Below are 25,274 nucleotides of genomic sequence, written 5' to 3' on the forward strand. Positions count from 1 at the left end.
GCGCTGCCTGCGATGGCGTGGGGCTCATCGTGGCCTCTCCTGACTCGTGACAGCTGCACGTTCGGCTTTGTGATCGGGTACCGATGAACCATGTCGTCCGCCTCACGGCGTGGGGGTGTCATGACGGGGCCATAACGGGCCCTATCCGGGCCAGCAGGCACGATCGGGTTATCCGCATCCCGATCCCGGTCTACGGTGACCTGATGACCCCACGGTCACGGCTGGAACAACGCCTACAAGAGCTGCACCTGTCGCACGCCGATGCGCGCCGTCAGTTCGCCGAGCACGCACGGCGGCTGGGCGAAGGCGAGGTGCACGTCTCCGAGCGTCAACTCAAGCGGTGGCTCGCCGGCACCGCGGCCACTCCGCGCCAGATCGCGTGCCGCGTGTTGGAAGGCTGGCTCGGTGAGCCCGTGGTCCGACTGCTCGGTCCGCCGGAAACCCCGGATCACCACGTATCTCGAACTCCACTCGACGAGGGGAGCATCGTGACCGAAGCCGGACGACGCGCCGTCGAGCACGCCGTCGAAGCGTCCAGCGCGCTGGACCCGTCCGCGCTGGAGCACCTCCAGGCTTCCGCCGACTCCGCCGCCCACGACTACCTGACCAGATCCTCGCTCGACCTGCTCCCGGACCTGATCGCGCTGCGAGACGCCGTCTACACCCAGCTCGACCGCACCCACAAGCCGCTGCAGAAAGCCGAGCTGTACCTGCAAGCAGGCAAGGTCAGCGGGCTTCTGTCCTCCGTCGCCTTCGACCTCGGACAACCCGTCGTGGCCGACGACCTCGCCCGCGCAGCGCACACCTACGGCTCCGTCATCGACCACCCCTCGTTGCGCGCGTGGGCCCGCGCACTTCAAGTCACCGTCGCGCTATGGGACGACCGCCCACGCAAGGCCGTCACCCTCGCCGATGCCGCACTCGCAGAAGCACCCGCCGGGACCGCGTCCGTTCGCCTGCACGCCACCCGGGCACGAGCCCTGGCCCTCATCGGGGCCCGGGACGAAGCGGCGGCCGACCTCGATGCTGCCCTCGATCAGCTCGACCAGGCCGGCAACGACGAGTTCTTCGACCGTGCCGGAGAACTCGACTTCGGCCGATCACGAACCTCGCTGTGCGCATCGTTCACCTGGGTCGCCCTGGCCGACGGTGTTCGCGGCGAGACCGCCGCGACCGAGGCACTCTCGGCGTTCGCAGCGCTTCCCCCCGCGCAGCGATGGGGATCCGGCCAGGTCGCCGCCAGCGTCGATCTCGCCATCAGCCGCGTGCTCAACTCCGACCTAGCCGGTGCCGAGCAAGCGCTCACCCCCGTGTTCGCCCTGGCACCAGGACGACGAACCGAAGCGGTCTCACAGAGATTGACCGGCCTCGCGCGCATCGTCGGAAGCCCACGACTCCGATCGGCAGAAGCCGAACGCATCGGCGGCCAGATCGAAGCCTTCAACGCCGCGAGCCTCCGAACCACGGTCCGTACCGCGATCAGCGCGACCTAACGGCTGCTCGCGATTCGTCAGCCGCAGTGATCGCGCTCGTGGGCGTCCCACATGCCCAACAGCGCCGCCTCCAGCGTCGGGTCGATCCCCAGCTCGGCGGCACGCTCGTGCACGACCGCAGACTCACCGCTTCGCATCCACACCCATGTGTCGGCGACGGTCTGCGCGAGCGGTCGCGGCGTGAACCCCACCGCCTTGGCTGCCGACGAGTTCACCCGCCACGTACCCGGATAGGTCCGCCACAGCGGCAACTCCGTCCACTGCTTCACGCCTTGCTGAACGAGCCACTGCTCGTCGGTGACCCAGGAAAGCACCGCGTCGCCTCCCACAACCTCGCGACACAAACCCAGGAACCGTTCCATCTCCGTGTCCTGACCCGTCAGATTGAACGTTCCGGCTACGCCATCCAGCGCGAACTCGGCAACGTCACGGACATCAACAGGCTGGATGGACCTCGCCGGAGATCCAGGAGCCAGGACGCGGCCCCCACGTCGCATCCGATTCAGCCACCACGGCAAGCGCCCCACGTACTCACCGGGGCCCAGGATCACCCCAGGCCGCAGCACCGTCGTCCGCTCCGGCCCGAACACCGCGGTAACCGCCCGTTCGACTCCCGCTTTGGTGAACCCGTAGACCGAGGGGCCCGGGTCGGCGTCGTAGCCGTAACCCGGACCTGCATCCGGCGGGCAGTAGAGCACCTCGGATGCCTCGCAGAGCGGCTCAGTCGGCCAACCAGTGTACGCCGAGACCGAGGACACCACCACATAGCGCCGACTGACCGGCTCCAATACCCGCGCCAACGCACCTGCCTCGACCGGGACGAACGCCGAAGTATCGACCACAAGGTCCCAGGTACCAGCCCGAGCCAACCTCGCGAGGTCCGCGGCCGACGTGCGGTCACCACGAATTGAGCGAGCACCCGCAACCTCTTGCCCAGACAGACCTCGCCGGAACGTCGTCACTGACCAACCCAAGTCCATGGCCGCCCGGACGATCGAGCGACCAAGGAACCAGCTGCCGCCAAGTACCAGCAACTCCCTCGACACCGTCTCATCTTAGAGGTCGTTGCAGAAGTCCGGGAGCGGGTGCTGGGGGTGCGAGGAGCGGTGGGAGCATCGCAGCATGGCGAGGCCTCGGGTGACGACGAAGACGAAGATCTTCCGGATCGAGATCGTGTTGGTCGATGTCGAGCCGACCGTGCGACGGGTGGTCGAGGTTCCGGGTGAGGCCAGCCTCGCGGTCCTGCACGAGGTCGTGCAGGACGCGATGGGCTGGACCAACTCCCACCTGCACGAATTCGAGATCGACGGTGTCCGCTACGGGCTGCCTGATCCGGATTGGGACACCGGCACGCTCGACGAGGCCAAGACGAAGTTGTTCCGGGTGCTGGCTGCCGGTGATGACGCCGGCTACGTCTACGACTTCGGCGACAACTGGCACCACGTTTTGGTCGTCGACGCGGTCACCATCCCAGAGCCTGGGGTGCGGTACCCACGCTGTGTCGAGGGTCAGGGTGCGTGTCCGCCCGAGGATGTGGGCGGGGTGTTCGGCTACTCGGAGTTCGTCGACGCGCTCGCCGATCCCGATCATGCTGAGCACGCCGAGCGGGTCGAGTGGTGGGGCTCGGACCGGTTCGACCCACACCACTTCGACCTCGTCGCCACCGACCGAGCGCTGGAGCGTTTGGCCGGGGCGAGCGCGACGGCGCGGTCCTGATCCACCGCGAGGGGTCGTTCAGGGCAGACGGCGCAAACAGATCAACGCGCACGCCAGTTTCAGCAAGGCCTCGATGCTGGTGCGGGAGCGTTCGTAGCGCAGCCCGAGCCGCCGGAACGACAGCAGCCAGGCCATCGTGCGCTCCACGACCCACCGGACCCGGCCGAGCCGGGAGGAGTCTTCGACTCCGCGGCGAGCGATCCGCACCCCGATCCCGCGCCCGGTCAGGTAGCGGCGACACCGTGGATAGTCGTAGCCCTTGTCGGCGTGCAGCTTGCCGGGACGCCGCCGCGGGCGTCCGGCCTGGCCGCGCCGTTCGCGGACGCCGGGGTTGGTGTCGAGCAGCTCGGCCAGTATCCGGCTGTCGTGGGTGTTCGCGCCGGTCACGACCGCGTGCAGCGGCAGGCCGTTGCGGTCGCATAACACGTGGTACTTCGACCCGGCCTTCCCACGATCGGTCGGCGAGAGGCGTGTCACGCGAGCCGTGTAAGCCGCGGGTGGACCAAGATCGACCGCAGTGATCAACACGGCGGTCGGGAGGGACACCCACGTGAGCGAGAACCAACCCGATCCCGACGGTGAGACCGCGGCTGCCCGCCGGCTTGCCGAGGCGCTCGACCCGTCGGCGATCGACGCGCTGTTGGCCGATGCGAAGGCCGCCGGTACCCCGATCGACGGCGTCGACGGACTGCTCAACCAGATGACCAAGGCCGTGCTCGAACGGTCGCTGCAGACCGAGATGACCCACCACCTCGGCTATGACCGCGACGACCCCGCCGGACACGGTACCGGCAATTCGCGTAATGGCAGCGCTACCAAGAAGGTGTCGACCACGAACGGGCCGGTGACGATCAGCGTGCCGCGGGACCGGAATGGCGAGTTCGAGCCGCAGATCGTGCCGAAACGCGCCCGTCGGGTCGGCCAGATCGACGAGCTGGTGCTCTCCTGTTACGCCCGCGGAATGTCGACCCGCGACATCGAAGCGCACCTGCTCGAAGTGTACGGGGTGGAGGCGTCACGGGAACTGATCTCGAACATCACCGATGTGGTGACCGACGAGATCGAGATCTGGCGGAATCGGCCGGTCGACGAGGTCTACCCGATCGTCTATATCGACGGTATCCGAATCAAGATCCGGGACAAGGCCGCGGTCACGATCAAGAGCGCGCACCTGGTCATCGGCGTGGACGTCGAGGGCCGCAAGCACGCGCTGGGCTGCTGGATCGCCGAGACCGAGGGCGCGAAGTTCTGGCACGCGGTGCTCACCCAGCTGCGCAACCGCGGGCTGCGCGACATCCTGATCGCCTGCTGCGATGGCCTGAGTGGTCTTCCTGAAGCCATCACCAGCGTCTTCCCCGACGCCGTCGTCCAGACATGCGTGGTGCACGTGATCCGCAACGCGATGCGGTTCGTGTCCTACCAGGACCGGAAGAAGATCGTGAAGTCCATGAAGACGATCTACACCGCGCCCACCGTCGAGGCCGCCGAGCTCGCCCTGAAGGATCTTGACACCGAGTGGGGACGACAGTACCCGGGAGTGCTCGACGTCTGGCGTCGTGCGTGGAACGAGTTCATTCCGTTCCTCGACTACCCGCCCGAACTACGGCGGATCGTCTACACCACCAACACCATCGAATCCATCAACTTCCAACTCCGGAAAATCACAAAGACTCGCGGGCACTTCCCGTCGGACGAGGCGGCGATGAAGCTACTCTACCTCGGCCTGCGGAACATTCCGAGCAAGAGAGGAGGTGAGTCCGGAACCGGAACACATGGCTGGAAAACAGCCCTGAACACCCTGGTCGTCCTCTTCCCTGGACGACTTCCTCTGTGATAGCTTAACCACATCAGTCACCCGTGGCTTACACGGGAACCGTGACAGGCTCTCGGCGAGGGCCCCGTCTGTTCGCCGCGGCGCTTGGCGCGCACGCTGACCGAGTCCACCGCAGCTCGCGACCAGTCCAGAACCCCGGCCTGGCCGAGCCGATCGAGCACTACTCGGTGCAGCTCATCCCAGACCCCCGCCCGCTGCCAGTCGCGTAGCCGTCGCCAGCAGGTGGTCCCTGATCCACAGCCCAACTCGGGCGGCAGGTCGTTCCAGCCGATCCCCGTGGTCAGCACGAACACGATCCCCGCCAGCGCGGCCCGGTCCGGTACTGGTGGCCGGCCGGTCCGCGCGCCTCGCCGACGTGGCCGAGGACGGGGAAGCAGCGGCTCAATCAGCTCCCACAGCTCGTCGGTGACCAGTCGTTCGACCGTCGATGCCCTTGCCATCAACTCTGAGCATCACCCGACCAGGTCCATCTACATAGGACCAACACGCCCCGACTTCTGCAACGACCTCTTAGTAGAGAACAGGCTGCTAGGACCGCCCTGCCAGACGTTGAAACCTCAGGAGACTGGGGCCTGTCAGGAAGATCGTGTGCGGGGCGGTGATCCGGCATGCTGAAGCGGGAGCTTCGGCCGGGAAGGATCATCGTTGACCGACAACGACACGACAGCGGAGAGCACCGCCGAGGGGCAGGCCCCTTCGCCGCAGGCGGCGGGGTTGGACGCGCAGCTGGCTCAGGAACTGATCGACAAGGCCCGCAGGTCCGGGGTCTCGCTGGTCGGCCCGGACGGCTTGTTGGCCGGGGTGACCCGCACCGTCCTGCAGGCCGCACTGGACACCGAGATGACCGAGCACCTGGGCTACGAGCCCGGTGATCGCTCCGCCCCGCGGTCCCACGGGACCGGGCGGGGACGTTCGTCCCGCAGATCGTGCCCAAGCACGCCCGCCGGGTGGAAGGCTTCGACGAGGCGATCATCAGCCTGTACGCGAAAGGGCTGACCACCGGTGAGATCGCCGCCCACCTGGGCGAGGTCTATGGCACCAGTGTGTCGCGGGAGCTGGTTTCGAAGGTCACCGACAAGATCGTCGATGAACTCACCCGCTGGCAGAGCCGGCCTTTGGACCGCGTGTATCCGGTGGTGTTCGTCGACGCTCTGCACGTCAAGATCCGTGACGGACAAGTCGCCAACCGGCCGATCTATGTCGTGCTGGGTATCAACTGCGAGGGTGAGCGTGACGTGCTCGGGCTCTGGGTCGGCACCGGCGGCGAGGGCGCGAAGCATTGGATGGGTGTACTGGCCGAGGTCCGCTACCGCGGTGTCGCCGATGTGTGCATCGTGGCCTGCGACGGGCTCAAGGGGTTGCCAGAGGCGATCGCCGAGGTCTGGCCACTGGCGACCGTGCAGCACTGCGTGGTGCACCTGGCGCGGGCCACGCTGCGCTACGCCTCCAAGGCGCACTGGTCGGCGATCACCAAGCAGTTGCGCACGATCTACACCGCGCCGACCGCCGGAGCAGCTGAGGCCCGTTTCGCCGAGTTCGAGACAGACTGGGGCGAGCGCTACCCGGCGATTATCCGGCTCTGGCGAGGCGCCTGAGAGGAGTTCACCCCGTTCCTGGCCTTCCCACCGAGCCTGTCACGGTTCCCGTGTAAGCCACGGGTGACTGATGTGGTTAAGCTATCACAGAGGAAGTCGTCCAGGGAAGAGGACGACCAGGGTGTTCAGGGCTGTTTTCCAGCCATGTGTTCCGGTTCCGGACTCACCTCCTCTCTTGCTCGGAATGTTCCGCAGGCCGAGGTAGAGTAGCTTCATCGCCGCCTCGTCCGACGGGAAGTGCCCGCGAGTCTTTGTGATTTTCCGGAGTTGGAAGTTGATGGATTCGATGGTGTTGGTGGTGTAGACGATCCGCCGTAGTTCGGGCGGGTAGTCGAGGAACGGAATGAACTCGTTCCACGCACGACGCCAGACGTCGAGCACTCCCGGGTACTGTCGTCCCCACTCGGTGTCAAGATCCTTCAGGGCGAGCTCGGCGGCCTCGACGGTGGGCGCGGTGTAGATCGTCTTCATGGACTTCACGATCTTCTTCCGGTCCTGGTAGGACACGAACCGCATCGCGTTGCGGATCACGTGCACCACGCATGTCTGGACGACGGCGTCGGGGAAGACGCTGGTGATGGCTTCAGGAAGACCACTCAGGCCATCGCAGCAGGCGATCAGGATGTCGCGCAGCCCGCGGTTGCGCAGCTGGGTGAGCACCGCGTGCCAGAACTTCGCGCCCTCGGTCTCGGCGATCCAGCAGCCCAGCGCGTGCTTGCGGCCCTCGACGTCCACGCCGATGACCAGGTGCGCGCTCTTGATCGTGACCGCGGCCTTGTCCCGGATCTTGATTCGGATACCGTCGATATAGACGATCGGGTAGACCTCGTCGACCGGCCGATTCCGCCAGATCTCGATCTCGTCGGTCACCACATCGGTGATGTTCGAGATCAGTTCCCGTGACGCCTCCACCCCGTACACTTCGAGCAGGTGCGCTTCGATGTCGCGGGTCGACATTCCGCGGGCGTAACAGGAGAGCACCAGCTCGTCGATCTGGCCGACCCGACGGGCGCGTTTCGGCACGATCTGCGGCTCGAACTCGCCATTCCGGTCCCGCGGCACGCTGATCGTCACCGGCCCGTTCGTGGTCGACACCTTCTTGGTAGCGCTGCCATTACGCGAATTGCCGGTACCGTGTCCGGCGGGGTCGTCGCGGTCATAGCCGAGGTGGTGGGTCATCTCGGTCTGCAGCGACCGTTCGAGCACGGCCTTGGTCATCTGGTTGAGCAGTCCGTCGACGCCGTCGATCGGGGTACCGGCGGCCTTCGCATCGGCCAACAGCGCGTCGATCGCCGACGGGTCGAGCGCCTCGGCAAGCCGGCGGGCAGCCGCGGTCTCACCGTCGGGATCGGGTTGGTTCTCGCTCACGTGGGTGTCCCTCCCGACCGCCGTGTTGATCACTGCGGTCGATCTTGGTCCACCCGCGGCTTACACGGCTCGCGTGACACGCCTTTCCCACCGGAGGTTCGGCGGATTATCTACACGACGAACGCGGTGGAGTCGTTGAACTCGCGGTTCCGGCAAGCGACCCGTCGGCGGGGACACTTCCCGAACGACCAGGCTGCGCTCAAGGTGCTCTACCTGGTCATCCGCAGCCCGATCGCAAACCGGACCAACGTGACCGGCCGGACCACCGGCTGGAAGATTGCGCTCAACGCGTTGACGCTATTCTACGGCGACCGAATCGCCCTGAACTGACAGAGACGATCACCGCCCACACACGATCTTCCGGACAGTCCCCGCTGTGGCGGGCGCCTGGAAGGCTGGTGAGCCCAGATCAGCCTGCCGGCGGGGTCGGCGATGACCTGCACATTCACGCCGTGGCACTCGTGTTTGCCGGAGTAGAACGCTCGGTCGTATCCTGGCCCCATGCCGACCCGGTCGATCGCGAGCAGCGTGCCGTCGAGGATCACGAACGCCTTGCGGCGGGCCACTTCCAGGACTTCGTCCAGGGCCGGTGCAAGCGCGGCGAGGACGTCGACGCCTTCGCATCCGAAGCGGAACACCGTCGTGGTGCCGACCCCGAATACGGTTACCGGTGGCCGGGGCGGTGTAGATCTCGCCCTTGTTCAGGCGCGCCAGCACCAGCAACGCTTGCTCACCCGGTGAGAGTCGGCATCATCGGCTCCGTATTGCGGTTCAGCGGTGGCGTAGCGCGTCGGCGAGGGTCTGCAGGGCGCGGTTGAACACCGGCATCGACGACGGGTAGACAGGCACCCTGAAGCTCCTGGTTGAGACGGGCTGATCTAGCCAATCGCTCATCTACCAGGAGCTTCACCTACTTCAGCGGCACCATGCCGCAGGTCGACCAACCTCATGATCACCAGGTTGGAAGACGTTCATTGCTCCCACCCGACGCAAAAGTTGCGTGCAACCGTGAGAGATCGTGCGACCGTGTGTCCTTACGGTCGTTGATCCAGCGAAGAGGACCTCATGTCAGCCGTTGTAGTTGTCGGTGCGGGGATAGTCGGCTCGTCAGTCGCCTACCACCTGGCTCGGCGGGGCGTCCCGGTCACCCTGCTCGAGCAAGGACCAGCACCGGCCACAGGGGTCACCGGAGGATCCTTCGCCTGGGTCCGAGGTGCGGGGGGCCACTGGCCCAGCGGAGCGCGAGACCTCCGCGAGTACGTCCTGGCGGACTACCGACGCCTGAAGGACGAACTGCCGCACATCACTGTTCGCCGGACTGGCTCGCTGGTCCTGGCCGACGCACCGACTGCCGATTCACGGCCGGGGCCGGGCCAGTTCCGTGTCGGACGCGGTGACATCGCAACCTTGGAGCCTAACCTCCGACACCCACCCGCCCAGGCTGTCTACACCCCGAGCGACGCAGGCGTCGACCCAATGGCCCTGACGCACGCACTCGTGACAGCCGCCCGCACCCACGGAGCGACCGTGCTCCACAACACCACGATCACCTCCTTGCATGTGGTCGGCGGACGCGTCGAGGGCGTGCTGACCTCGAGCGGACTCCACGCTGCCTCAACCGTCGTACTTGCTGCCGGAACAGGGATCCCCGAGCTCTGCGAGCCGTTGGCGGGCAACCTGGCCATTGCTACGTCCCCGGCCACTCTCGCGTGGATCACCGCGCCGCCCGGCCTGGTCAAGACCATCGTGGCCAGTGACGAATTCGAAGTCAGAGAGGTACGGGAGGGCGAACTCTTGCTGGTCGTACCGCACGTGGACGGCATAGCGGCGCTTGAGCGATCCGTACGAGACGCGTTCCAGCAGCTAAAATCCGCCTTCCGGGAAAGCGACCAGTTCCGCCTGTTGATCTACCGCACCAGTAAACGCCCCATGCCCGTGTACGGTCCCGTCATCGGCTATACGACACAGGACCGTTCTGTCTATGTCGCCGTCATGCACTCCGCCATCAGCCTGGCGCCCACGGCCGGACGCCTCATCGCGGACGAACTCGCGACCGGCAGGCCAGCCCCCGAGCTACGCCTTTGTCGTCCGCTGCACTGCCCCAGCAGGCCATCATTGTCGTAGGGTTGGGTAGACGCCCAGGTTGCCGTCCTGCCCGAACCGACTACTAGTGCGCTCCTGCTGTTGGTGAGGACTGTAAGAAACAACGGTGTAACTCCGATCATGGAGGTAGCGCCTGATGACTGATGTGGCGCCCGAGGCGCAGGTCGTGGACCTAGACGGGGCCGGGAGCGAGGAGCCTGCCAGGGCGGGTGGGTTGGACGCGGTGAACGAGCAGTTGATCGCTCGCCTAGCCAGCCGTGCCCACGCAGGCGGGCTGAAGCTGACCGACGACGGCGGTGTGCTCGCGAAGCTGACCAAGCGCCTGATCGAGTCCGTACTCGACGGCGAGATCACTGACCATCTGGGCTACGACCGTCACGACGCGGCCGAGCACGGCGGCGGGAACTCCCGCAACGGGCACCGGTCGAACACGGTGCCGACCAAGGTCGGACCGGTCGAGATCGACGTTCCGCGCGACCGGGACGGCTCGTTCACCCCGAAGATCGTGGGCAAGCGCAAGCTGCGCCTGTCCGGTGTCGACGATCTGGTGATCTCGCTGGGCGCGAAGGGACTGACCACCGGCGAGGTGGCAGCGCACTTTGGCGAGATCTATGGCGCCAAGGTGTCGCGGAAGACGGTCTCCAAGATCACCGAGAAGGTCGTCGACGACATGGCCGAGTGGCAGAACCGGCCCCTCGACGCCGGACTTCGCCCCGTTGATCCGGTGATCTTCATCGACGCAATCAACGTCAAGATCCGGGGCGGGAAGGTCGCCAACCGCCCCATCTACTTCGCGCTCACGGTCAACACCGACGGACATCGTGACATCCTGGGCTGGTGGGCCGGTGACGCTAGCGCGGGCAGTGAGGGCGCGAAGTACTGGCTCAACGAGATCAAGAACCGCGGCGTGAACGATGTGCTGATGTTGGTCTGCGACGGCCTGAGCGGGCCGCCCGACGCCGTGAGCGTGACCTGGCCACAGACGGTCATGCAGACGTATGTGGTGCACCTGCTGCGCAACAGCTTCCGCTACGCCGGCCGCCAGCACTGCGCCGCCATCGCCAAGGCGCTGCGGCCGATCTACACCGCGCCCACCGAGGCCGCGGCCACCGGGCGGTTTCTCGAGTTCGCGGAGGCCTGGGGCGAGCGCTACCCGGCGATCGTCCAGTTATGGGAGAACGCCTGGGTCGAGTCCGTGCCGTTCCTGAGCTTCGACGCCGAGACCCGCAAAATCGTTTGCACCAACAACGCCATCGAGGGCGCAAACGCCCGGATCCGGCGCGCGGGCAAGGTCTGCAGGAACTTTCCGAACAAGGCCGCCGCACTCAAGTGCGTCTACATAGCGATCATGAACCTAGATCTGACCGGACATGGCCGCAGACGGTGGGCGATCCGCTGGAAACCGCCCTCAACGCGTGCGACAGGCGCCTGTCCGCCGGCCGTAAGTAGATCACGACCGACCGGTTACACCGTTAACTCGACAGTTCCGTTAGCGCGAAGCACCGTCGCGTTCAGCGGGAGCGACGGACCTCGAAGGGAAGAATGCTACGTTGTCACGCGACGCTCGTATCGAGGTGGAGGATCTCGTCAAGGAGTTCCGCAGGCCGGCGGTGCCTGAGGGGGCGTTCTCGGGCTTGCGGGCCCTGTTCACACGCCAGCAGACGGTGCGGCGGGCGGTGGACGGTGTCAGCTTCAGTGTCGAGCCCGGCGAGGTGGTCGGCTACCTAGGGCCCAACGGAGCAGGAAAGTCCACGACCGTCAAGATGCTCACGGGAATCCTGGTACCGACCTCGGGCCGAGTGACGGTGGCCGGGGTGACGCCGTGGCGGGCACGAGAGCGCAACGCCAAGCAGATCGGTGTGGTCTTCGGTCAGCGCAGTCAACTGTGGTGGGATCTTCCACTGCGCGAGTCACTGGTGCTGATCAGCAAGCTCTACGACATGCCGCGAGCCCACTACGCCGCTCAACTGAGCCGATTCACCGAACTGCTGGACCTCGGACCCTTTTTAGATACTCCCGTGCGTCAACTCTCACTCGGCCAGAGGATGCGCGGTGATCTGGCCGCCGCGATACTCTACTCTCCACAAATCCTCTATCTCGATGAGCCCACCGTCGGTCTCGATGTCGTCGCCAAAGAGCGCGTTCGCCGCTTCATTGCCGAGCTCAACCACACCTCCGGTACAACCGTAATCCTCACCACGCACGATCTCGACGACGTCGAGCAGCTCTGCGATCGCATCGTGATGATCGACCACGGCAAGGTTGTGTACGACGGCGGCGTTCCGGAGCTCAAGACCAAGTACGCGCCCTACCGGGAGCTGGTCGTCGAGACGCCGAAGTTGATCGAGGTCAACGACGCCGAGGTCGTCAAACGTGAGGAAGGGCGGGTGTGGCTGCGGTTCGACCCAGCGCGTACCCAGCTGGCCGAGCTGATCGCCGCAGTACTGGCCCGCTGCGAGGTGACGGATCTGGCCATCGTCGAGCCCGAGTTGGAGAGCGTCATCCACCGGATCTATCAGGACCGCGGATGAAGCGGCACCTTGCGCGGTGTCTCGCCTTCGCCCGCATGGAGTTCAAGGTCTCGCTCGCGTACCGCTCGGCGTACCTGTCGATGTTTGTGATGATGTTGCTGCAGATCTATCTGCAGCGGGTCGTGTGGACAGCCCTCTACGGCGGCCGTGAGGAGGTCGGCGGCGTCGGGGTCGAGACGATGACGGCGTACGCGACGCTGGCGACAGTCCAGTACACACTGTTCAGCCCGTGGCAGCCGTCGCCGATCGAGCAGCGCGTGCGGGACGGTAAGGTCGCGGTGGATCTACTGCGACCGGTCGGGTTCCCGTCTCAGATGCTGGCTGGCCAGCTTGGCTGGGCATCGGCCTCGATCCCAGCACTGCTGATCGCGCTGCCGTTCGCCTTACTGATCGGGACTGCCAAAGCCCCGGCCTCGGTCGTCGCCGCGCTTGCGTACCCGGTGGCGCTGGGGGGGGCGCTGGTGGTGAGCCAGTTGCTGTTTCTGCTGCTGGGGCTGGTCGCTTTCTGGACGTTGGAGATCAGTGGCATGCGCATGGTCTATCGCTTCGTCGCCCAGTTCTTCTCGGGTGCTCTGGTGCCGCTGTGGTTCATGCCGGGCCCGGTCGGAGCCGTGGCGCAGGCCTTGCCCTTCCAGGCCACCAGCTATATCCCCGCGGCTGTCTACCTGGGCCGGATCGAGGGAGCCGAAGTCGGCAGGGCTCTCGGGGTTCAGTTGTTCTGGGCCGCAGCGCTGAGCGTAACCGCGGCGGGCGTCTGGTCTCGAGCGCGGCGTCGTGTGCTGGTGCAGGGCGGCTGAGGCCGGGCAATGCATTGGTTTCGCAGCTATCGGCTGCTCGTCGCCGCGGCCTTCAGGGCCGAATTCCAGTACCGAGGCAACATCTTGATCAGTATTCTGGGCGGATTATGCTACCAGGGCGTCGGGCTCGCCTTCCTCTGGGCCGTCCTGGAACGCTTCGGGACGATCGGCGGCTGGGGGCTCGACGAGCTCGCCTTCCTCTACGGCATGCGCCTCGTGGCCCACTCGCTGTGGGCCACTCCGGGAAACCAGCTCGTCTACGTCGACGAGGTGATCGTCGGGGGCGAGTACGACCGCTATCTGGTGCGGCCGGCCCCGCCGCTTGTGCAACTGCTGGCCCGCCGGCTGCGACTAACCGCGTTCGGAGACCTCATCGGGGGCGTGACCCTGCTGTCCCTTGCGTCGGCGCGGGCTCCGGTCGACTGGTCGCCGGCGGCCGTCGGTTATCTGGTACTCGCAGTTATCGGGGGGGCACTGGTGGAGGGGGCGCTGCAGTTAGCTGCATGCGCGCTGGCGTTCAGGATGAAGAAGACCATGTCGATCAGGCTCACCATCGACTCGATCTTCAACGACTTCGGGAACTATCCCCTGAAGGTCTTCGGGGCGGTCGCCGGCTTCGGACTGACCTTCATCTTCCCGCTCGCCTTCGTCGCCTACCTGCCGACGACGATGCTGCTCAACCGGGCGCAGGAGCTCGCGGTTCCTATATGGCTCGGCTGGGGCGCGCCAGCTATGGGCGTGCTGCTGATGTATGCGGCGTATAGGTTCTGGGTCCGGCAGTCCCAGTTCTACGAGAGCAGCGGGCACTGAGATGCTTCTATGACCTGTCATGTGGTCGTCCCACGTGGTTGGGCGGCTGTAAGGAGTCGGAAGAGTTCGCGGCTGATGTAGCGCTTGAGGATGCGGACGATCTCGCGTCGGGTGGCACCTTCTGCGGCACGGCACGGCACGGCACGGCGGTCTCGGTAGGCGCGGGTGCGTCGGTCGTGGCCGAGCCGTGTCAGGGCGATCGTGTGGAACGCCCGGTTGAGCACCGGGCGGACCTGATCGCCGATCGAGTCCGGATGATCAATCGACTCTGTGACCTCATGACCAGCGTGTTCCCCAGTTTGGAGCGAGAGTTCGACTACTCGGCATGCAAGGGCGCGCTGGTTCTGCTGACCGGCTATGCCAGCCCGGAGCGGATCCGCCGCGCCGGGCAGAACCGACTGACCGGGTGGCTGCGAGCCCGCAAGGTGCGTAACTCCGCCGGCGTCGCCGCCCGAGCTGTGACCGCGGCGAAGACCCAGTCGATCACGCTTCCCGGCCAGGACCTGACCGCGAGCATCATCAGCGAGTTGGCGACCAGCATCGTCGCCCTCGACGAGCGGGTGAAGGCTCTCGACACCCAGATCGAGGACCTTTTCGCCGAACACCCACAGGCCGCGAGCATCCAGTCCATGCCCGGCTTCGGGCCGTTCCTCGGCGCCAGCCTGCTGGTCCACGCAGGGGACCTGCGCGCATTCCCCAGCGCCGGTCACCTGGCCGCGGCCGCCGGACTGGTGCCGGTCCCGAACGACTCCGGGCGCCGCACCGGCAACCTGCACCGCCCGTTGCGCTACAGCCGCCCGCTGCGACACGTGTTCTACCTCTCGGCCCAGACCAGCATGATGCGCGCCGGACCCAACCGCGACTACTACCTGAAGAAGCGAACCCACGGCGCCACCCACAGCCATGCCGTCATCGCCCTGGCCCGCCGCCGAATCGACGTCCTCTGGGCGCTGCTGCGTGAGAATCGGACGTGGACGCCAGCACCACCACAACCCGGCCTGGCAACTTGACAAGATCATTGAGATTCCCAGTGCCCGGGCACGGCCCGGTCGGCCACCTCGGCGGGCCGGTGCCGGATGGAGACCGCGTCGGTGATCTGGAAACGCCACTGCCCGGTCACGGTGTTGTGCACGTTGCGCCGGATCGGCCGGCCCGACCGCAGGTGCTTCTGCAAGTTCTTGGCCAGCACGCCGCGAGCCTGCACGAACAGCGACTTGTAGATAGTTTCGCGTGACACCCGCATCCCCGACCCTGGCTCGTGGTGTTTGCGCAGGTACCCGGCGATCTGCTCCGAAGACGAGTCCACGCCGAGCTTACCCGAGACGAACCGTCGCAGTCGCTCGTCACAGGCCAACAGGCAGAGCTTCGGGCGCTGGGCGCGGCGCCATGCCCGGTCGTCGGCGTCCACGGCGCGGTACTGGCGTGGGCCCTTGTACCGCCCGATCTCCCGGCCGATCGTCGATGGGGAACGACCAAGACGAGCAGCGATCGAGCGCATCGACTCCTCCCGGGCCAGACCCCGCGAGACCTCCTCACGTTCAACGAGGGTGAGTGAACCCTCCCGACGCCGCCGCGGGGCTGGCACGTACCCGCCAGCGCCCTTGAGCACGGTGAACACCGAACCGGGTGGACGCGCGATCGCCCGCCCGATCTCGGAGATCGACTCCCCGCGCCCCCACCGGACCCACAGCTCCCGCCTGTCCCCGTCCGACATCCCCGGACGCGCCAGCTTCGCCAACGTCAACGCCTCCACCATGATCATCTATCACGGTGTTGCGCTGACCGGTTGAGTCCAAGCCAGGGACGCGCTGATCCGGCTTAATCAGATCGTGCACAGCTGGACCAACTACTTCCGGCATGCGGTCGCGAAGCACACCTTGCGGACGCTCGGGTCTTCCTCTGACATCGCGTGATCATGTGGATCAAGACGATCCACCGCTGGTGATGGAAGGACGTCCGCACTTGACTCCTTGGCCCCCACGGGTCATGACGACCAATCACTGCGGACGGGATCGAGCTGATCAAGCTCGCACGAACACCGATGATTACCCGGCGTTCCCACCCGGGGTAAATCGATTGCCATACCGTGTTGCCGACAGCTCCTTCAGGAGACTCCACCATGCGCCGAACGATCATGCGCTCGCACGGACAGAGGGTTGACGGATCCGTACACGCATGCCAACATAATGCGAGTCAGGGTAGTTTTCCACTCACCGAGAAAGGAAAGCTGATATGGACGATCGGTTACTCGAGAAAGAGCCTGCGTTCTTCCCGTTTGTCAGCGCGGAGATTTTCTTCGAGGCTGAATCTGACGTCGAGGAGCTCGATTTCGGGGACGAGCTCGACTCTGAGCTCGACGCAATGCTGCAGACCAGTCTCTCAGAATAAGAATGATGCCAGGAAGGGGGTTTGGGCCCGCTTCCTGGCATTCTTCCTCCTCTTTGAGTGGGATAGCTTTTCATGGAGTTCACGTGTAACTCGTTTCATGAAGCGATGACTTGTCTTAACCTTCGGATCCGCCCGGAACGCCCTGCCGATATATTTTCGAAGGCGTGCGTGGAGTCCTTCGAATCATGCAACTGGACACAGTTCGGTTATAAGTTCACTCAGGTGTTCGAGCCTGCCGTACTTTATGAGCTTGCCCTACTAGAAGGAGTTCGGTTCTCGGCGCTCGTCAGACTGGAAGACCGCAGAACCGAGGCGCTAGCCAGCCTCGGTGCGATGTTCGACCAGGCCTCCGAACTTTCTGTGATCGAGCTGGTCAACGTTTCATCCGCTTTAATAAGCATCTCACGGTTTGAACCTGCACAGAGCCTGCTAAGAATCCTTTCTGAACGTCGGACAACCTCCAGGGAAGATTTCGAAATCGGCTGGTTGGAATTCCTTATCTCCAACCGTTGTGGACGTGGCGTAAATTCTCCAGCAGCTTTTGAAAAAATGGGGCGGGCTGTCACCACCCGCGAAATTCCGATCAGTCGAGTTCTAGATTCCTGCACTCAGGCTGTCGTGTGGTATATTAAGCGCCGCGAATTGCCGCCTGCCGAATACGAGCGATGGCTGAAGCTTGGCACCTCGCTGTCCCAGAGTTCGGACCACATTGAACCCGGATCCTTGTCGTCGTGGTACCGCGGCATCGCCATGGTCCCTGCAGCGAACGGAGACTCCGTGGCCACTCGTCGTTCCATGGAACTGGCCCGAGAGGCGGCCGATAGGTGCACCGGCAGTGAAGCAGGAGCTGCTGAGACTAATATGATCAAGACCTACTACGAATCTGCGATGAAGGAGTACGTCTATGTGCAGCGAGACATGGACGCGGCCAAGGAGGCAGGCCGGTCGCTTATTGCATTAGACCCTGCATGGTCGGTCAGCTACGGAGAACTGGCAGAGGTCTACTTGCGATCGAAACAAGTCGAGAAAGCTGCCCAGTTGTACGAGAAGGCAGTCACGGTCGGCCCGCCGTACGTCGCGCACCATCTCCTGAAAGCGGCGACCTGCCGTGACCAGTGCGGGGACCTCTCACGTGCGATGGCGCACTTCGAGAAGCTGGCGGGCCTCGCCCCACGAAGCCGCCAGGTTATGACAGCGGGCCTCGCCTTGGCGCACCGTCTCTCGCATCCCTCGTCGACAGTATTCAAGCGTGGCTTACAGGAGATCGAGACCCATGTCGCCGATTGATGCGCCCGCTTTTCGACATGACCCGCGCAAAGCCGTGCTCGTGTTGGGCAGCCCCACCGACAGCGCTTTCCACTGGAACGACGAGCCGGTGGTGTGTGGTCACCGCCGTTTCACGCATCTACGCGCCGACGGGCAGCAGATCGCCGTACCGGTCTGTGCCACGCCGGTGGCGGTGGCTGGCCTCGGTGCTGTGTTCGCCACCTACGATGGCCGCGTCCGGCTCTGGGACAGCAGCCTGGATAAGTTGTACTGGGAGAGCCGGCTCGACAACGCGGTGTACGCCTCCCCGGTGGCTGACCCGGCTCGGCGGGCTGTTGTTGTCGCCAGCACGGGTGGCCTTGTCCGGTCGTTCGACTTGCGCGGCCGGCCGCGCTGGACAGCCGAGGCAGGCGGTTCGGTGTACGCCACCCCCACGCTGCTGCCTGAGACGGGTGTCCTCGTGGTCGCAATGTTCGGGAGCAGTTGCGTCGGGCTGCGGCTCGACACGGGTGCGAAGGTGTTCGCCCAGGAGCTACCGCGACCGTGGTACGCCCAGTGGGGCGGCTCGGCCGCCGACCGGGACCCGTACGCCAGCCCTGTCACACTTGACACCGGAGATGTGGCCGTCGGATGCGCCGAGCACGTCGTGTGTCTGAGCCCTGACGGGGAGCAGCGCTGGTGTCGGGATCTGGGCAGCTCCGTCCGGGCGTCATTGGTGGCCGTCCACTCCGTCGGTACCGTCGCGGTGGCGACTGTGGATGGCCGCTGTACGTTCCTCGACAGCCGTACCGGTGAAGAGCGCGGCTCCGTGGTGCTCGGCGGTAAGGTGGTGGGTAGCCCGGCGCTGGCCGGCTCCGTCCTCGCCGTCGGCACCCAGGACGGTGTTGGCTTCGGAGTCGACGTGCGTACGCACGAGGTGTGCTGGCAGGTACCTGGCGCCGCGCCGCGGGATCACTCCTCGTACACCGTCACCCCGGGCGGCAGCTTCGCGGTGACGACGGCACGAGGCAACGTCCTGGGCCTCAACAGCGACGACGGCCGGTTCTTGTGGGAGACCAGCCAGATCCTCGGCCTCGCCGATCACGACCCCGCGCTCGATGTCACCCCGATTGTGGCACCCGACGGAAACATGTACTGCGGCTCCTACTCCGGAATGGCTTACCGCTTCCGGTTCCGTCCACGGCAGGACTCGAAATGACGGTCACCGCGCATATGGAGAACAATGACCCGGTCGGAGCGGCCCTGGTCCGCACAGCGACCCGGTTCCGCCAGCTGGCGGCGCGGAGGCGGCTCCGAGACGCCGAAGTAGAGGAAATCGCGTTGCTGTTCGCCAATGCCGCACATCTCCTCGCGTACACCGAGGGAAACCAGCGCCACCTCGGACCCTCCCGCCCACTGCACTCCAGTTGGCAGCGGTTGTTTGCCGACCCGGAAACGGACGTGGCACTACTAGCCCTGCTGGAAAGCTCGATGTGCACCAAGGACGCCGCTGAGCGGACTCGACGCGAGTTACTTAGCTGGCTAGGCGAGCGGGCCAGGTCGCGGGAGACGCCGACGATCGCACAGGTCGTTGCTGGGTACCGGCAGGCTCAAGATGCGCTCGACTGCGTCGACGAGGCCCAAGCGGCCCTGTTGGAGCGCATCGGACTTCGCACTCGTGGGGCCGCACCCGCCGCCGTGTTCTCCAAGGCGGTGGGCACGATGGCAGAGCCCTCCACTCGCGAGAAGTTAGTGCACGCCTGGGAGGCAGTACGGGCTCGGAACACCGGCCCGGTGCTAGAGCAACTCGATGAGGTTCTGCGGATCCGCCGTGAACAGGCACGTACGGCTGGAACATGTAGCGTGGTCGAACAGACCTTAGTCCGGTCAGCCGTGGACGAGGCGCAGGCCGCGGCTTTCATCGATGCGTACCTGGAACGCGCAGTGGAAGGCACCGCACGTCTCGCGACGCGCATCCGGGAGACAGTCGGCGCGGCGCAGCACCCGCTCGCGCACTTCAACGCCTACGCGCGCACGGTGGTCGGCGAGGCCACTCTTCCTACTTTCCCACTCGACGGCTGCTTGGACTATCTGTCGGTCGTGACCCAAGAGTCCCTCGGCATCGACCTGACTCCGCTGGCTTCTGACCGCCAGTGCGAGCATCTCGTCCTTGGAACCAACGGCGGACGGGTGATAGGCGTCGCCTCGTTCGACCTGATAAGAACACCGCCCTCAGGTTCCGGCGTCATGCCGGGAGCCGGCCCCGTCAACGCCGCAGCCCGAGCCGACCGGACCGGAATCTCGGTAACGCTCCCTGAAGCGCGCGTGCTGTGCCGCTACCAATACGACGTCCAAGGCAGGCCAGTCGTCACCTTCGCGAGCCTGCACAGCATGCTGCACGAGTTCGGGCACGTCGTGAACCACTGGCTCCTGGGGCGGCACGCCCCCAGTGATACTGGACTTGACTACTTGCCGATCGAGCGTATAGAAGACCTGAGTTCGTGGTTCGAGAAGTGGGCCTACCACCCGAGGCTCGCCGAACATTTACAGCTCAGCGCCAAAGACACGGCCGGACTCGAAATCTGTACCCGCGTCAAGAAGCTTGAATTTCGCAGCGCGGACCTTGATCGGGCGGTCGTCGCCGCGCTCGACTTCGAAGTCCACCGCCAGGAGTCCGGCGGTTACGCCGACTCCTTCCGTCGGCTGGAGAGGGACTTCCAGCTCGGCGGCCTGTGCCGCCTCGGCTCAGTCGCTGGCTTCCTGATGTCGCCGCTCTGTCGAGCTTACCCCGGCGCGAGCTTCGCGTATCTGTGGGGCGCCGCATTCGGCGCCCAGGCCTTTGCCCCGTGGATGCGTACCGGCCCGGGCGGCCGCGCTCCGGCATGGACGGACCGGAGTCTTGACTCCTGCTTCGACCCGGACGCCCCAAGCGAGACGCCCGAGCTCGACCCTTTGTTCCGGTTCTACAACGTAAGTTACGACGCGAGTGGTGAGCCATGCCTGTAGACCTGCCCGCCATTCCTGAGGGCGAGAGCCTCAGCCAGACCGATGCGGCCCTGGACGCGATGATGACGCGGCTGCGTGCCCTACTGGATCCGGACGATCTGAGTCAGGATGCCTTCGTCGAGATCTGCGCGATCTACAACAACGTCGCTTACCTGTTCCTCTATTTGGAGTCGAACGAGGCGCACGTCGACTACAAGCGACTCCTGCCCTGGCGGGACGCGTTCCATCGCGACGCCGAGCTAGCCGCGGCTTTACTGGACCGGCTACTGAGTCTACGTTGCGATGATCCGGAGGCCGAGGAGGCGCGCACCTCCTACATTGCCAGTCTTCGGGCGAAACTCAAGGCAGGGCTCGATCACAAAAACGACGCCCTCCACGAGCAACTGCTCGTGGAGGCCAAGGATATCCTCGACGAAACCCGGCAAGACCTAGCACGTCTGCTGCAGCGCATAGGCAGCGCCAACCGGACCGCCAACCCGTACGCCACCTTCTACAAGCTATCCAGCTCCACCAACAGCGCGACGACGCGGGCCAAGCTGGCCCGAGCATGGCATGCTTCACGCGACCGTCGGCTAGACGAACTTGTCCGGGTAGTGGACCGCATGGTCGATACGCGGAGGCAGGAAAGCCGAGACCAGGGCGCGGACTCGGTGCTGGCAGTCACGCTGCGTCGGTGCCAGATCTCGGAGGCGGCAGCCTGGCGCTTCATCGAGCAGTATCTGATCGGCTCCCTGGAGCACCAGCAGCGGCTCGACTCCGAGGTGCTGGGCGCGACGGGCGCCTCGGACCAGGCTATGGACCACTTCGGTCACTACGTGCGCGGAATCCAAGCGGGCCGGGAGGTACCGCTGTTGCCGGTAGAGGGCTGCCTGTCCTTCATCCGACACGTGGCCCTGCACCTGTTCGGTCTGACGCTTACCGAAGCGCCTGCCCGGGCGAACTCCCAGGTACGAGCCTTCGACGTTGCGCTCGACGGACGTCCCATAGGTCAAATCAATCTTGACCTATGGGAAACAGGCTCCCGGCGACGCACCACCAATACTACGACAGGAATTCGCAACCGGACGCAGTGGAAAACCATCGTGCAACGCCCGGTCGCTTATGTGTCCTGTCGTTTTCGCCGAGTCGAGGACGGTTCGAATCGTATCACCTTCCAGAACGTGCACAGCCTATTCCACGAATTCGGACATGCAGTGAATCACTTGCTGATCCGCAAGCGGCTACCTACCCAGTCAGGACTGGAATACCTGCCGCTGGAACGACTGGAAGATCTGAGCATGTGGTTCGAGAAGTGGGTGTATCACCCGCAGTTCGCCGATCATCTGAATTTGTCGCCGACTGAGCGGGATGGCCTCCAGCTTTGCCGGGAAGTCAAACAGTTGGAGTACCGCCGCTCACACCTGGACCGCGCCGTCACCGCGGCTCTTGATTTCAGGCTGCATGGCAGCCAGAACGACGGGATCAAGGAAGCGTTCCAGCGACTCGACGAGGAGTACGGCATCAGCGCGCATTGCACCCTGGGCGACTTCCCGCCATACTTCACCTGGCCAATGTTCCAGGCCAACCCGGGTGCCAACTTTGCCTATCTGTGGGGAGCCGGCACAAGCGCGCAACTGTTCGTCCCCTTCCTCGGCACCGCGGTCGAGTCCGCTGGCGAACCTGAGGACATCAGAGACGCGTTCTCCTCGTGCTTCGAGTTCGACCAAGTCAGCATTCAGCCGGACACCACAGCGATTTTCGCGTTCTACGAAGAACGAACGCCACAAGGGGAGCGATCGCCCTATAGAGTAGCGCATGCGACGGCAGAGAAAGGCGAGGACGAGTAATGCCTTCGTCGGAGGGTTACCTCCGAGCGGTGTTTCCGCCCCGGGAGAAGCTGCTTGACCAGATCCTTCGTGACTCTCTGCTGGCCAACGGCCTGCGGCCAATGCAGATCAACGACGACGCCGCCCGAGTCCTCCAATTTTTGACAACGCTTCACCACCCACAGCGGGTCGTCGAGATCGGTACCTACATCGGCTACTCGGCGATCCACATTGCTCGCGGTATGCCTCCCGGTGGCCGCCTGGTGAGCCTGGAGGCCGACACGCGTCTGGCGAATCTCGCCAGGGACAACCTGAAGAAAGTCGGTGTGGCCGACAGCGTGGAAGTCGTGACCGGCCCCGCGGCGGACTATCTCAGCGAGTTGGCCCCGGAAACCCTGGACATGGTGTTCATCGACGCGGACAAGATTTCCTACTCCCTGTATCTCAAGCTCTGCTTTCCGTTGCTGCGGCAGGGCGGACTGCTGGTGGCCGACGACGCGCTCCCCAACGGTGACTTCAGCAGCGAGTCCCCGGGCGACGGCGGAGCGGGGGCGGTCCGCTCCATCAACGCCTATAACCGGTCCGCTGCCCACAGCCCGAGGCTGCTGTCGGCGTTCATCGGCACCGGCAACGGTTTAATGGTCAGTTACAAACTCGGTGACCAGCTCAGCAAAGGGTAACTGCCACCGACCTGGAGGGCGCTGATATGCGGAAGACGATCGAGGTCGTCGACGACTTCTACCGTGATCCCCACGTCCGGCGCGAGCGGCTGCTCGCCCAGGGCAAGACCGCATCCGAAGGATCCGTGGGGCTCGACGTCGAGACACGAACGCGTCTGGCCGGGTTGCTCGGCTGCGCGGAGGGCTCGCTCCCCGAGGTTACCGGTCGACTTCCCCTTGTCCTTGCCCCCGGGGAGACGGGTGCAGCTCCGCACACCTATGACAGCGTGTGGGCCGCTTTGGTGTGTCTCGCGCTGCCGGAGGCCCGATTTCCCAGCGTGATTAGGTTCTACCGTCCCGCAGTCGCCTCAAGTGATAACGCACCCGCGGAGTGCTGGGAGGAGACCGCGTATGTGCCGCTGACATTCAACCGGATGGTGCTTTTTCACGGGGCGGTGGCTCACCGATACTCGGTCGGCGACATCGACCGCGGCCCGGAGGGCGACCGAACGACCCAGATGTTCCTTCTCGATGAGCCGGACGGAAGGCGTTAACAGTGTCCAGCAAAGTCATCGTTGTGGACGACTTCTATACCAAACCCGACGCAGTCAGGGCAAAAGCGCTCAGCTCGCGTTTCGGCAGGATCGAGCCGTCCGAATACCCCGGCTTCGTCAGTCGGCTGGTCATCGAGTCGCGCTCGCTGGAGCAGGTCTTCACTAGTCTCATCGGAGTAGAGCTGAAAGTGGAGCGAGGCCGCTTCACCTGGGGCGGGTTCCGATACATCACCGAGAAGTCCGGACAGTCGGCGGTCGTGCATGCCGATACGGCGGTCGACTGGGCGGGAATGGTCTACCTTACACCGAACGCGCCGATGAGCACGGGAACCGCGTTCTTCCGCCACCGACCGACCGGCATGTCCTCGCCGCCGACGGATCGCGCGGCGCGTGCTCTCGGTTACGCGGATGCCAGGGAGTTCGACAGTCTGGTCATCCGTCCGGATAGAGCCGACCCGTCCCGGTGGGAGCAGATAGCCGGGATTGGCCCGGTCTACAACCGGCTCATTCTGTTCAGGGGATGCGAGCATTACCACGCACCGATGGGTGGATTCGGGGACACCCCGGGGACCGCGCGGCTGACGCACATGTTCTTCGTCAACGAGCTGCCGCCGGTGGGCAGAGTCGCGCATGAGGTGGCGGCGGTATGAGCGTGTCACCGCCGGTGGCGGAGCCAGCGTCCACAGTACCGCCGTCGAGACACGTCATCGACCTCGCCGTACATGCTTGTGTTTCGACCGCTGAGACAACCGGCTTCTTCTTCATCCCCGTCCATCCCGTGTACTTGGCCGTACACGGAGCAGCAGCCGTGGTGGGAGAGGCGCTGGACAGCGGTCGCACTGCGCACACGGCGGCGGACGCGGCCCGTATCGCCGGCACTCTTCAGACGCTTGTGCTGGTCCAGCAGTCGGACACCGGGCCGATTAGAAGCTGGATCGTCGACGGATGGCGCCTGCTGCGGGCCGGTGCGACAGGAGCGGACCTGCGCGGCGCACCGCTACGGGGAGCTGCGTTGCAGGGTGCCCGACTGGACTCGGCCGACCTGACCGAAGCGGACCTCACCGGCGCTGACCTGACCAAGGCCGACCTCTCCCACGCGAACCTGACCGGTGCCGACTTGACCACGGCCTGCCTGTTCAGCGCCAGTCTGCAGGAAGCCGACCTCACCGAGAGCGCGTTGTGTCGCGCCGATCTCCGACACGCCGACCTGCGGAATTCAACGTGCGTCCGTACCGCGCTGCGTGGCGCCGACCTACTGGACGCCTTCCTCGGGACCCTCGACGTGTCGATGGCCTTCACAGCTGGTGTCGATGTCGAACGGGCCGACTTCCTCAACGGCAAGGTCGTGCAGGAGCGATGACCCGTCCTAG

At 65.1% G+C, this 25,274-nt stretch carries 19 protein-coding genes and 7 pseudogenes; 20 read left to right on the forward strand and 6 right to left on the reverse strand.

Annotated features, from left to right (window positions below; all coding sequences use genetic code 11):
• The first annotated feature begins 203 nt into the window (after positions 1-203).
• On the forward strand, positions 204-1,493 hold the full coding sequence (locus tag AFB00_RS04995) for a hypothetical protein (RefSeq protein WP_156819382.1): 1,290 nt from the start codon (positions 204-206) through the stop codon (positions 1,491-1,493).
• Positions 1,494-1,510: 17 nt separating this feature from the next.
• Here AFB00_RS04995 and AFB00_RS05000 read toward each other — a convergent pair whose 3' ends face one another.
• Positions 1,511-2,539, reverse strand: coding sequence for an NAD-dependent epimerase/dehydratase family protein (locus AFB00_RS05000; protein ID WP_197519751.1), 1,029 nt, complete (start codon positions 2,537-2,539; stop codon positions 1,511-1,513).
• Positions 2,540-2,615: 76 nt separating this feature from the next.
• Here AFB00_RS05000 and AFB00_RS05005 point away from each other — a divergent pair, with 76 nt between their 5' ends.
• Positions 2,616-3,209 carry a plasmid pRiA4b ORF-3 family protein gene (locus tag AFB00_RS05005; RefSeq protein ID WP_060713948.1) on the forward strand — a complete coding sequence of 198 codons (594 nt, stop codon included), beginning with the start codon at positions 2,616-2,618 and terminating at the stop codon, positions 3,207-3,209.
• Positions 3,210-3,227: 18 nt separating this feature from the next.
• Here the strand turns inward: AFB00_RS05005 and AFB00_RS05010 are convergent.
• A pseudogene (locus AFB00_RS05010) lies at positions 3,228-3,686 on the reverse strand (IS5 family transposase); the annotation flags it as partial.
• Positions 3,687-3,759: 73 nt separating this feature from the next.
• Here AFB00_RS05010 and AFB00_RS05015 point away from each other — a divergent pair.
• Positions 3,760-5,043 (forward strand): IS256 family transposase, encoded by a 1,284-nt coding sequence (locus tag AFB00_RS05015; protein WP_068796251.1) that lies wholly within the window; start codon positions 3,760-3,762, stop codon positions 5,041-5,043.
• Between the two features lie 53 nt (positions 5,044-5,096).
• Here the strand turns inward: AFB00_RS05015 and AFB00_RS31380 are convergent.
• Positions 5,097-5,483 (reverse strand): annotated as a pseudogene (locus AFB00_RS31380) (transposase); the annotation flags it as partial.
• Between the two features lie 274 nt (positions 5,484-5,757).
• On the opposite strand from AFB00_RS31380, the pseudogene AFB00_RS05020 reads away from it, so the two are divergent.
• Positions 5,758-6,743 (forward strand): annotated as a pseudogene (locus tag AFB00_RS05020) (IS256 family transposase); the annotation flags it as partial.
• Here AFB00_RS05020 and AFB00_RS05025 read toward each other — a convergent pair.
• Positions 6,723-8,006, reverse strand: a complete 1,284-nt coding sequence (locus AFB00_RS05025) for an IS256 family transposase (protein ID WP_068796251.1) — start codon at positions 8,004-8,006, stop codon at positions 6,723-6,725. The pseudogene AFB00_RS05020 and the gene AFB00_RS05025 sit on opposite strands and share 21 nt — an antisense overlap.
• 84 nt (positions 8,007-8,090) lie before the next feature.
• Here AFB00_RS05025 and AFB00_RS32955 point away from each other — a divergent pair.
• Positions 8,091-8,336: pseudogene (locus AFB00_RS32955) on the forward strand (transposase); the annotation flags it as partial.
• Positions 8,337-8,382: 46 nt separating this feature from the next.
• Here AFB00_RS32955 and AFB00_RS05035 read toward each other — a convergent pair.
• Positions 8,383-8,753, reverse strand: a pseudogene (locus tag AFB00_RS05035) (transposase family protein); the annotation flags it as partial.
• A gap of 318 nt (positions 8,754-9,071) precedes the next feature.
• On the opposite strand from AFB00_RS05035, the gene AFB00_RS05040 reads away from it, so the two are divergent.
• The 6 genes and pseudogenes from AFB00_RS05040 (at position 9,072) to AFB00_RS05065 (ending at position 15,257) form a co-directional block, all read left to right on the forward strand.
• On the forward strand, positions 9,072-10,130 hold the full coding sequence (locus AFB00_RS05040) for an NAD(P)/FAD-dependent oxidoreductase (protein WP_068796254.1): 1,059 nt from the start codon (positions 9,072-9,074) through the stop codon (positions 10,128-10,130).
• Positions 10,131-10,245: 115 nt separating this feature from the next.
• A pseudogene (locus tag AFB00_RS05045) lies at positions 10,246-11,514 on the forward strand (IS256 family transposase); the annotation flags it as partial.
• 169 nt (positions 11,515-11,683) lie between these two features.
• On the forward strand, positions 11,684-12,640 hold the full coding sequence (locus AFB00_RS05050) for an ABC transporter ATP-binding protein (protein WP_068796255.1): 957 nt from the start codon (positions 11,684-11,686) through the stop codon (positions 12,638-12,640).
• Positions 12,637-13,437, forward strand: coding sequence for an ABC transporter permease (locus AFB00_RS05055; protein ID WP_068796256.1), 801 nt, complete (start codon positions 12,637-12,639; stop codon positions 13,435-13,437). The genes AFB00_RS05050 and AFB00_RS05055 overlap by 4 nt, the downstream gene beginning before the upstream one ends.
• 9 nt (positions 13,438-13,446) lie before the next feature.
• Complete coding sequence (locus AFB00_RS05060) at positions 13,447-14,247, forward strand: ABC transporter permease (protein ID WP_068796257.1); 801 nt, start codon at positions 13,447-13,449, stop codon at positions 14,245-14,247.
• 38 nt (positions 14,248-14,285) lie between these two features.
• A complete protein-coding gene (locus AFB00_RS05065; protein WP_197519752.1) occupies positions 14,286-15,257 on the forward strand; it encodes a transposase in 972 nt (323 codons plus the stop codon).
• Positions 15,258-15,271: 14 nt separating this feature from the next.
• On the opposite strand, the pseudogene AFB00_RS05070 reads toward AFB00_RS05065, so the two are convergent.
• Positions 15,272-15,985: pseudogene (locus AFB00_RS05070) on the reverse strand (transposase); the annotation flags it as partial.
• Between the two features lie 91 nt (positions 15,986-16,076).
• On the opposite strand from AFB00_RS05070, the gene AFB00_RS36005 reads away from it, so the two are divergent.
• From AFB00_RS36005 to AFB00_RS05110, 9 genes are all read left to right on the forward strand, one after another.
• Positions 16,077-16,160: a hypothetical protein gene (locus AFB00_RS36005; protein ID WP_442965862.1), complete on the forward strand. Its 84-nt coding sequence runs from the start codon at positions 16,077-16,079 to the stop codon at positions 16,158-16,160.
• Between the two features lie 643 nt (positions 16,161-16,803).
• The gene (locus AFB00_RS32960; protein ID WP_156819384.1) at positions 16,804-17,922 is read left to right on the forward strand and encodes a tetratricopeptide repeat protein; all 1,119 of its coding nucleotides are present in this window, start codon (positions 16,804-16,806) and stop codon (positions 17,920-17,922) included.
• The gene (locus AFB00_RS05080; RefSeq protein ID WP_083275283.1) at positions 17,909-19,099 is read left to right on the forward strand and encodes an outer membrane protein assembly factor BamB family protein; all 1,191 of its coding nucleotides are present in this window, start codon (positions 17,909-17,911) and stop codon (positions 19,097-19,099) included. The genes AFB00_RS32960 and AFB00_RS05080 overlap by 14 nt, the downstream gene beginning before the upstream one ends.
• Positions 19,096-20,886, forward strand: a complete 1,791-nt coding sequence (locus AFB00_RS05085; protein ID WP_068796261.1) for a M3 family metallopeptidase — start codon at positions 19,096-19,098, stop codon at positions 20,884-20,886. The genes AFB00_RS05080 and AFB00_RS05085 overlap by 4 nt, the downstream gene beginning before the upstream one ends.
• A complete protein-coding gene (locus AFB00_RS05090; protein WP_068796262.1) occupies positions 20,877-22,712 on the forward strand; it encodes a M3 family metallopeptidase in 1,836 nt (611 codons plus the stop codon). The genes AFB00_RS05085 and AFB00_RS05090 overlap by 10 nt, the downstream gene beginning before the upstream one ends.
• A 29-nt stretch (positions 22,713-22,741) precedes the next feature.
• Positions 22,742-23,371: an O-methyltransferase gene (locus AFB00_RS05095; RefSeq protein ID WP_197519754.1), complete on the forward strand. Its 630-nt coding sequence runs from the start codon at positions 22,742-22,744 to the stop codon at positions 23,369-23,371.
• A gap of 26 nt (positions 23,372-23,397) precedes the next feature.
• Entirely contained in the window at positions 23,398-23,904 is a 507-nt protein-coding gene (locus tag AFB00_RS05100; protein WP_068796264.1) for a hypothetical protein, read from the forward strand.
• Positions 23,905-23,906: 2 nt separating this feature from the next.
• Positions 23,907-24,554, forward strand: a complete 648-nt coding sequence (locus AFB00_RS05105) for a DUF6445 family protein (RefSeq protein ID WP_068796265.1) — start codon at positions 23,907-23,909, stop codon at positions 24,552-24,554.
• 161 nt (positions 24,555-24,715) lie between these two features.
• Positions 24,716-25,264 (forward strand): pentapeptide repeat-containing protein, encoded by a 549-nt coding sequence (locus AFB00_RS05110; RefSeq protein ID WP_231974225.1) that lies wholly within the window; start codon positions 24,716-24,718, stop codon positions 25,262-25,264.
• The last annotated feature ends 10 nt before the right edge of the window (positions 25,265-25,274 follow it).

This window comes from Pseudonocardia sp. HH130630-07 (genome assembly GCF_001698125.1).
Classification (GTDB): domain Bacteria; phylum Actinomycetota; class Actinomycetes; order Mycobacteriales; family Pseudonocardiaceae; genus Pseudonocardia.

Bases quoted from the DNA above. Each gene is read 5' to 3' on its own strand.
- AFB00_RS05090 (WP_068796262.1), top strand. From the start codon at position 20,877: ATGCCTGTAGACCTGCCCGCCATTCCTGAGGGCGAGAGCCTCAGCCAG.
- AFB00_RS05100 (WP_068796264.1), top strand. From the start codon at position 23,398: ATGCGGAAGACGATCGAGGTCGTCGACGACTTCTACCGTGATCCCCAC.
- AFB00_RS05055 (WP_068796256.1), top strand. From the start codon at position 12,637: ATGAAGCGGCACCTTGCGCGGTGTCTCGCCTTCGCCCGCATGGAGTTC.
- AFB00_RS04995 (WP_156819382.1), top strand. From the start codon at position 204: ATGACCCCACGGTCACGGCTGGAACAACGCCTACAAGAGCTGCACCTG.
- AFB00_RS05080 (WP_083275283.1), top strand. From the start codon at position 17,909: ATGTCGCCGATTGATGCGCCCGCTTTTCGACATGACCCGCGCAAAGCC.
- AFB00_RS05085 (WP_068796261.1), top strand. From the start codon at position 19,096: ATGACGGTCACCGCGCATATGGAGAACAATGACCCGGTCGGAGCGGCC.
- AFB00_RS05040 (WP_068796254.1), top strand. From the start codon at position 9,072: ATGTCAGCCGTTGTAGTTGTCGGTGCGGGGATAGTCGGCTCGTCAGTC.
- AFB00_RS05060 (WP_068796257.1), top strand. From the start codon at position 13,447: ATGCATTGGTTTCGCAGCTATCGGCTGCTCGTCGCCGCGGCCTTCAGG.
- AFB00_RS05005 (WP_060713948.1), top strand. From the start codon at position 2,616: ATGGCGAGGCCTCGGGTGACGACGAAGACGAAGATCTTCCGGATCGAG.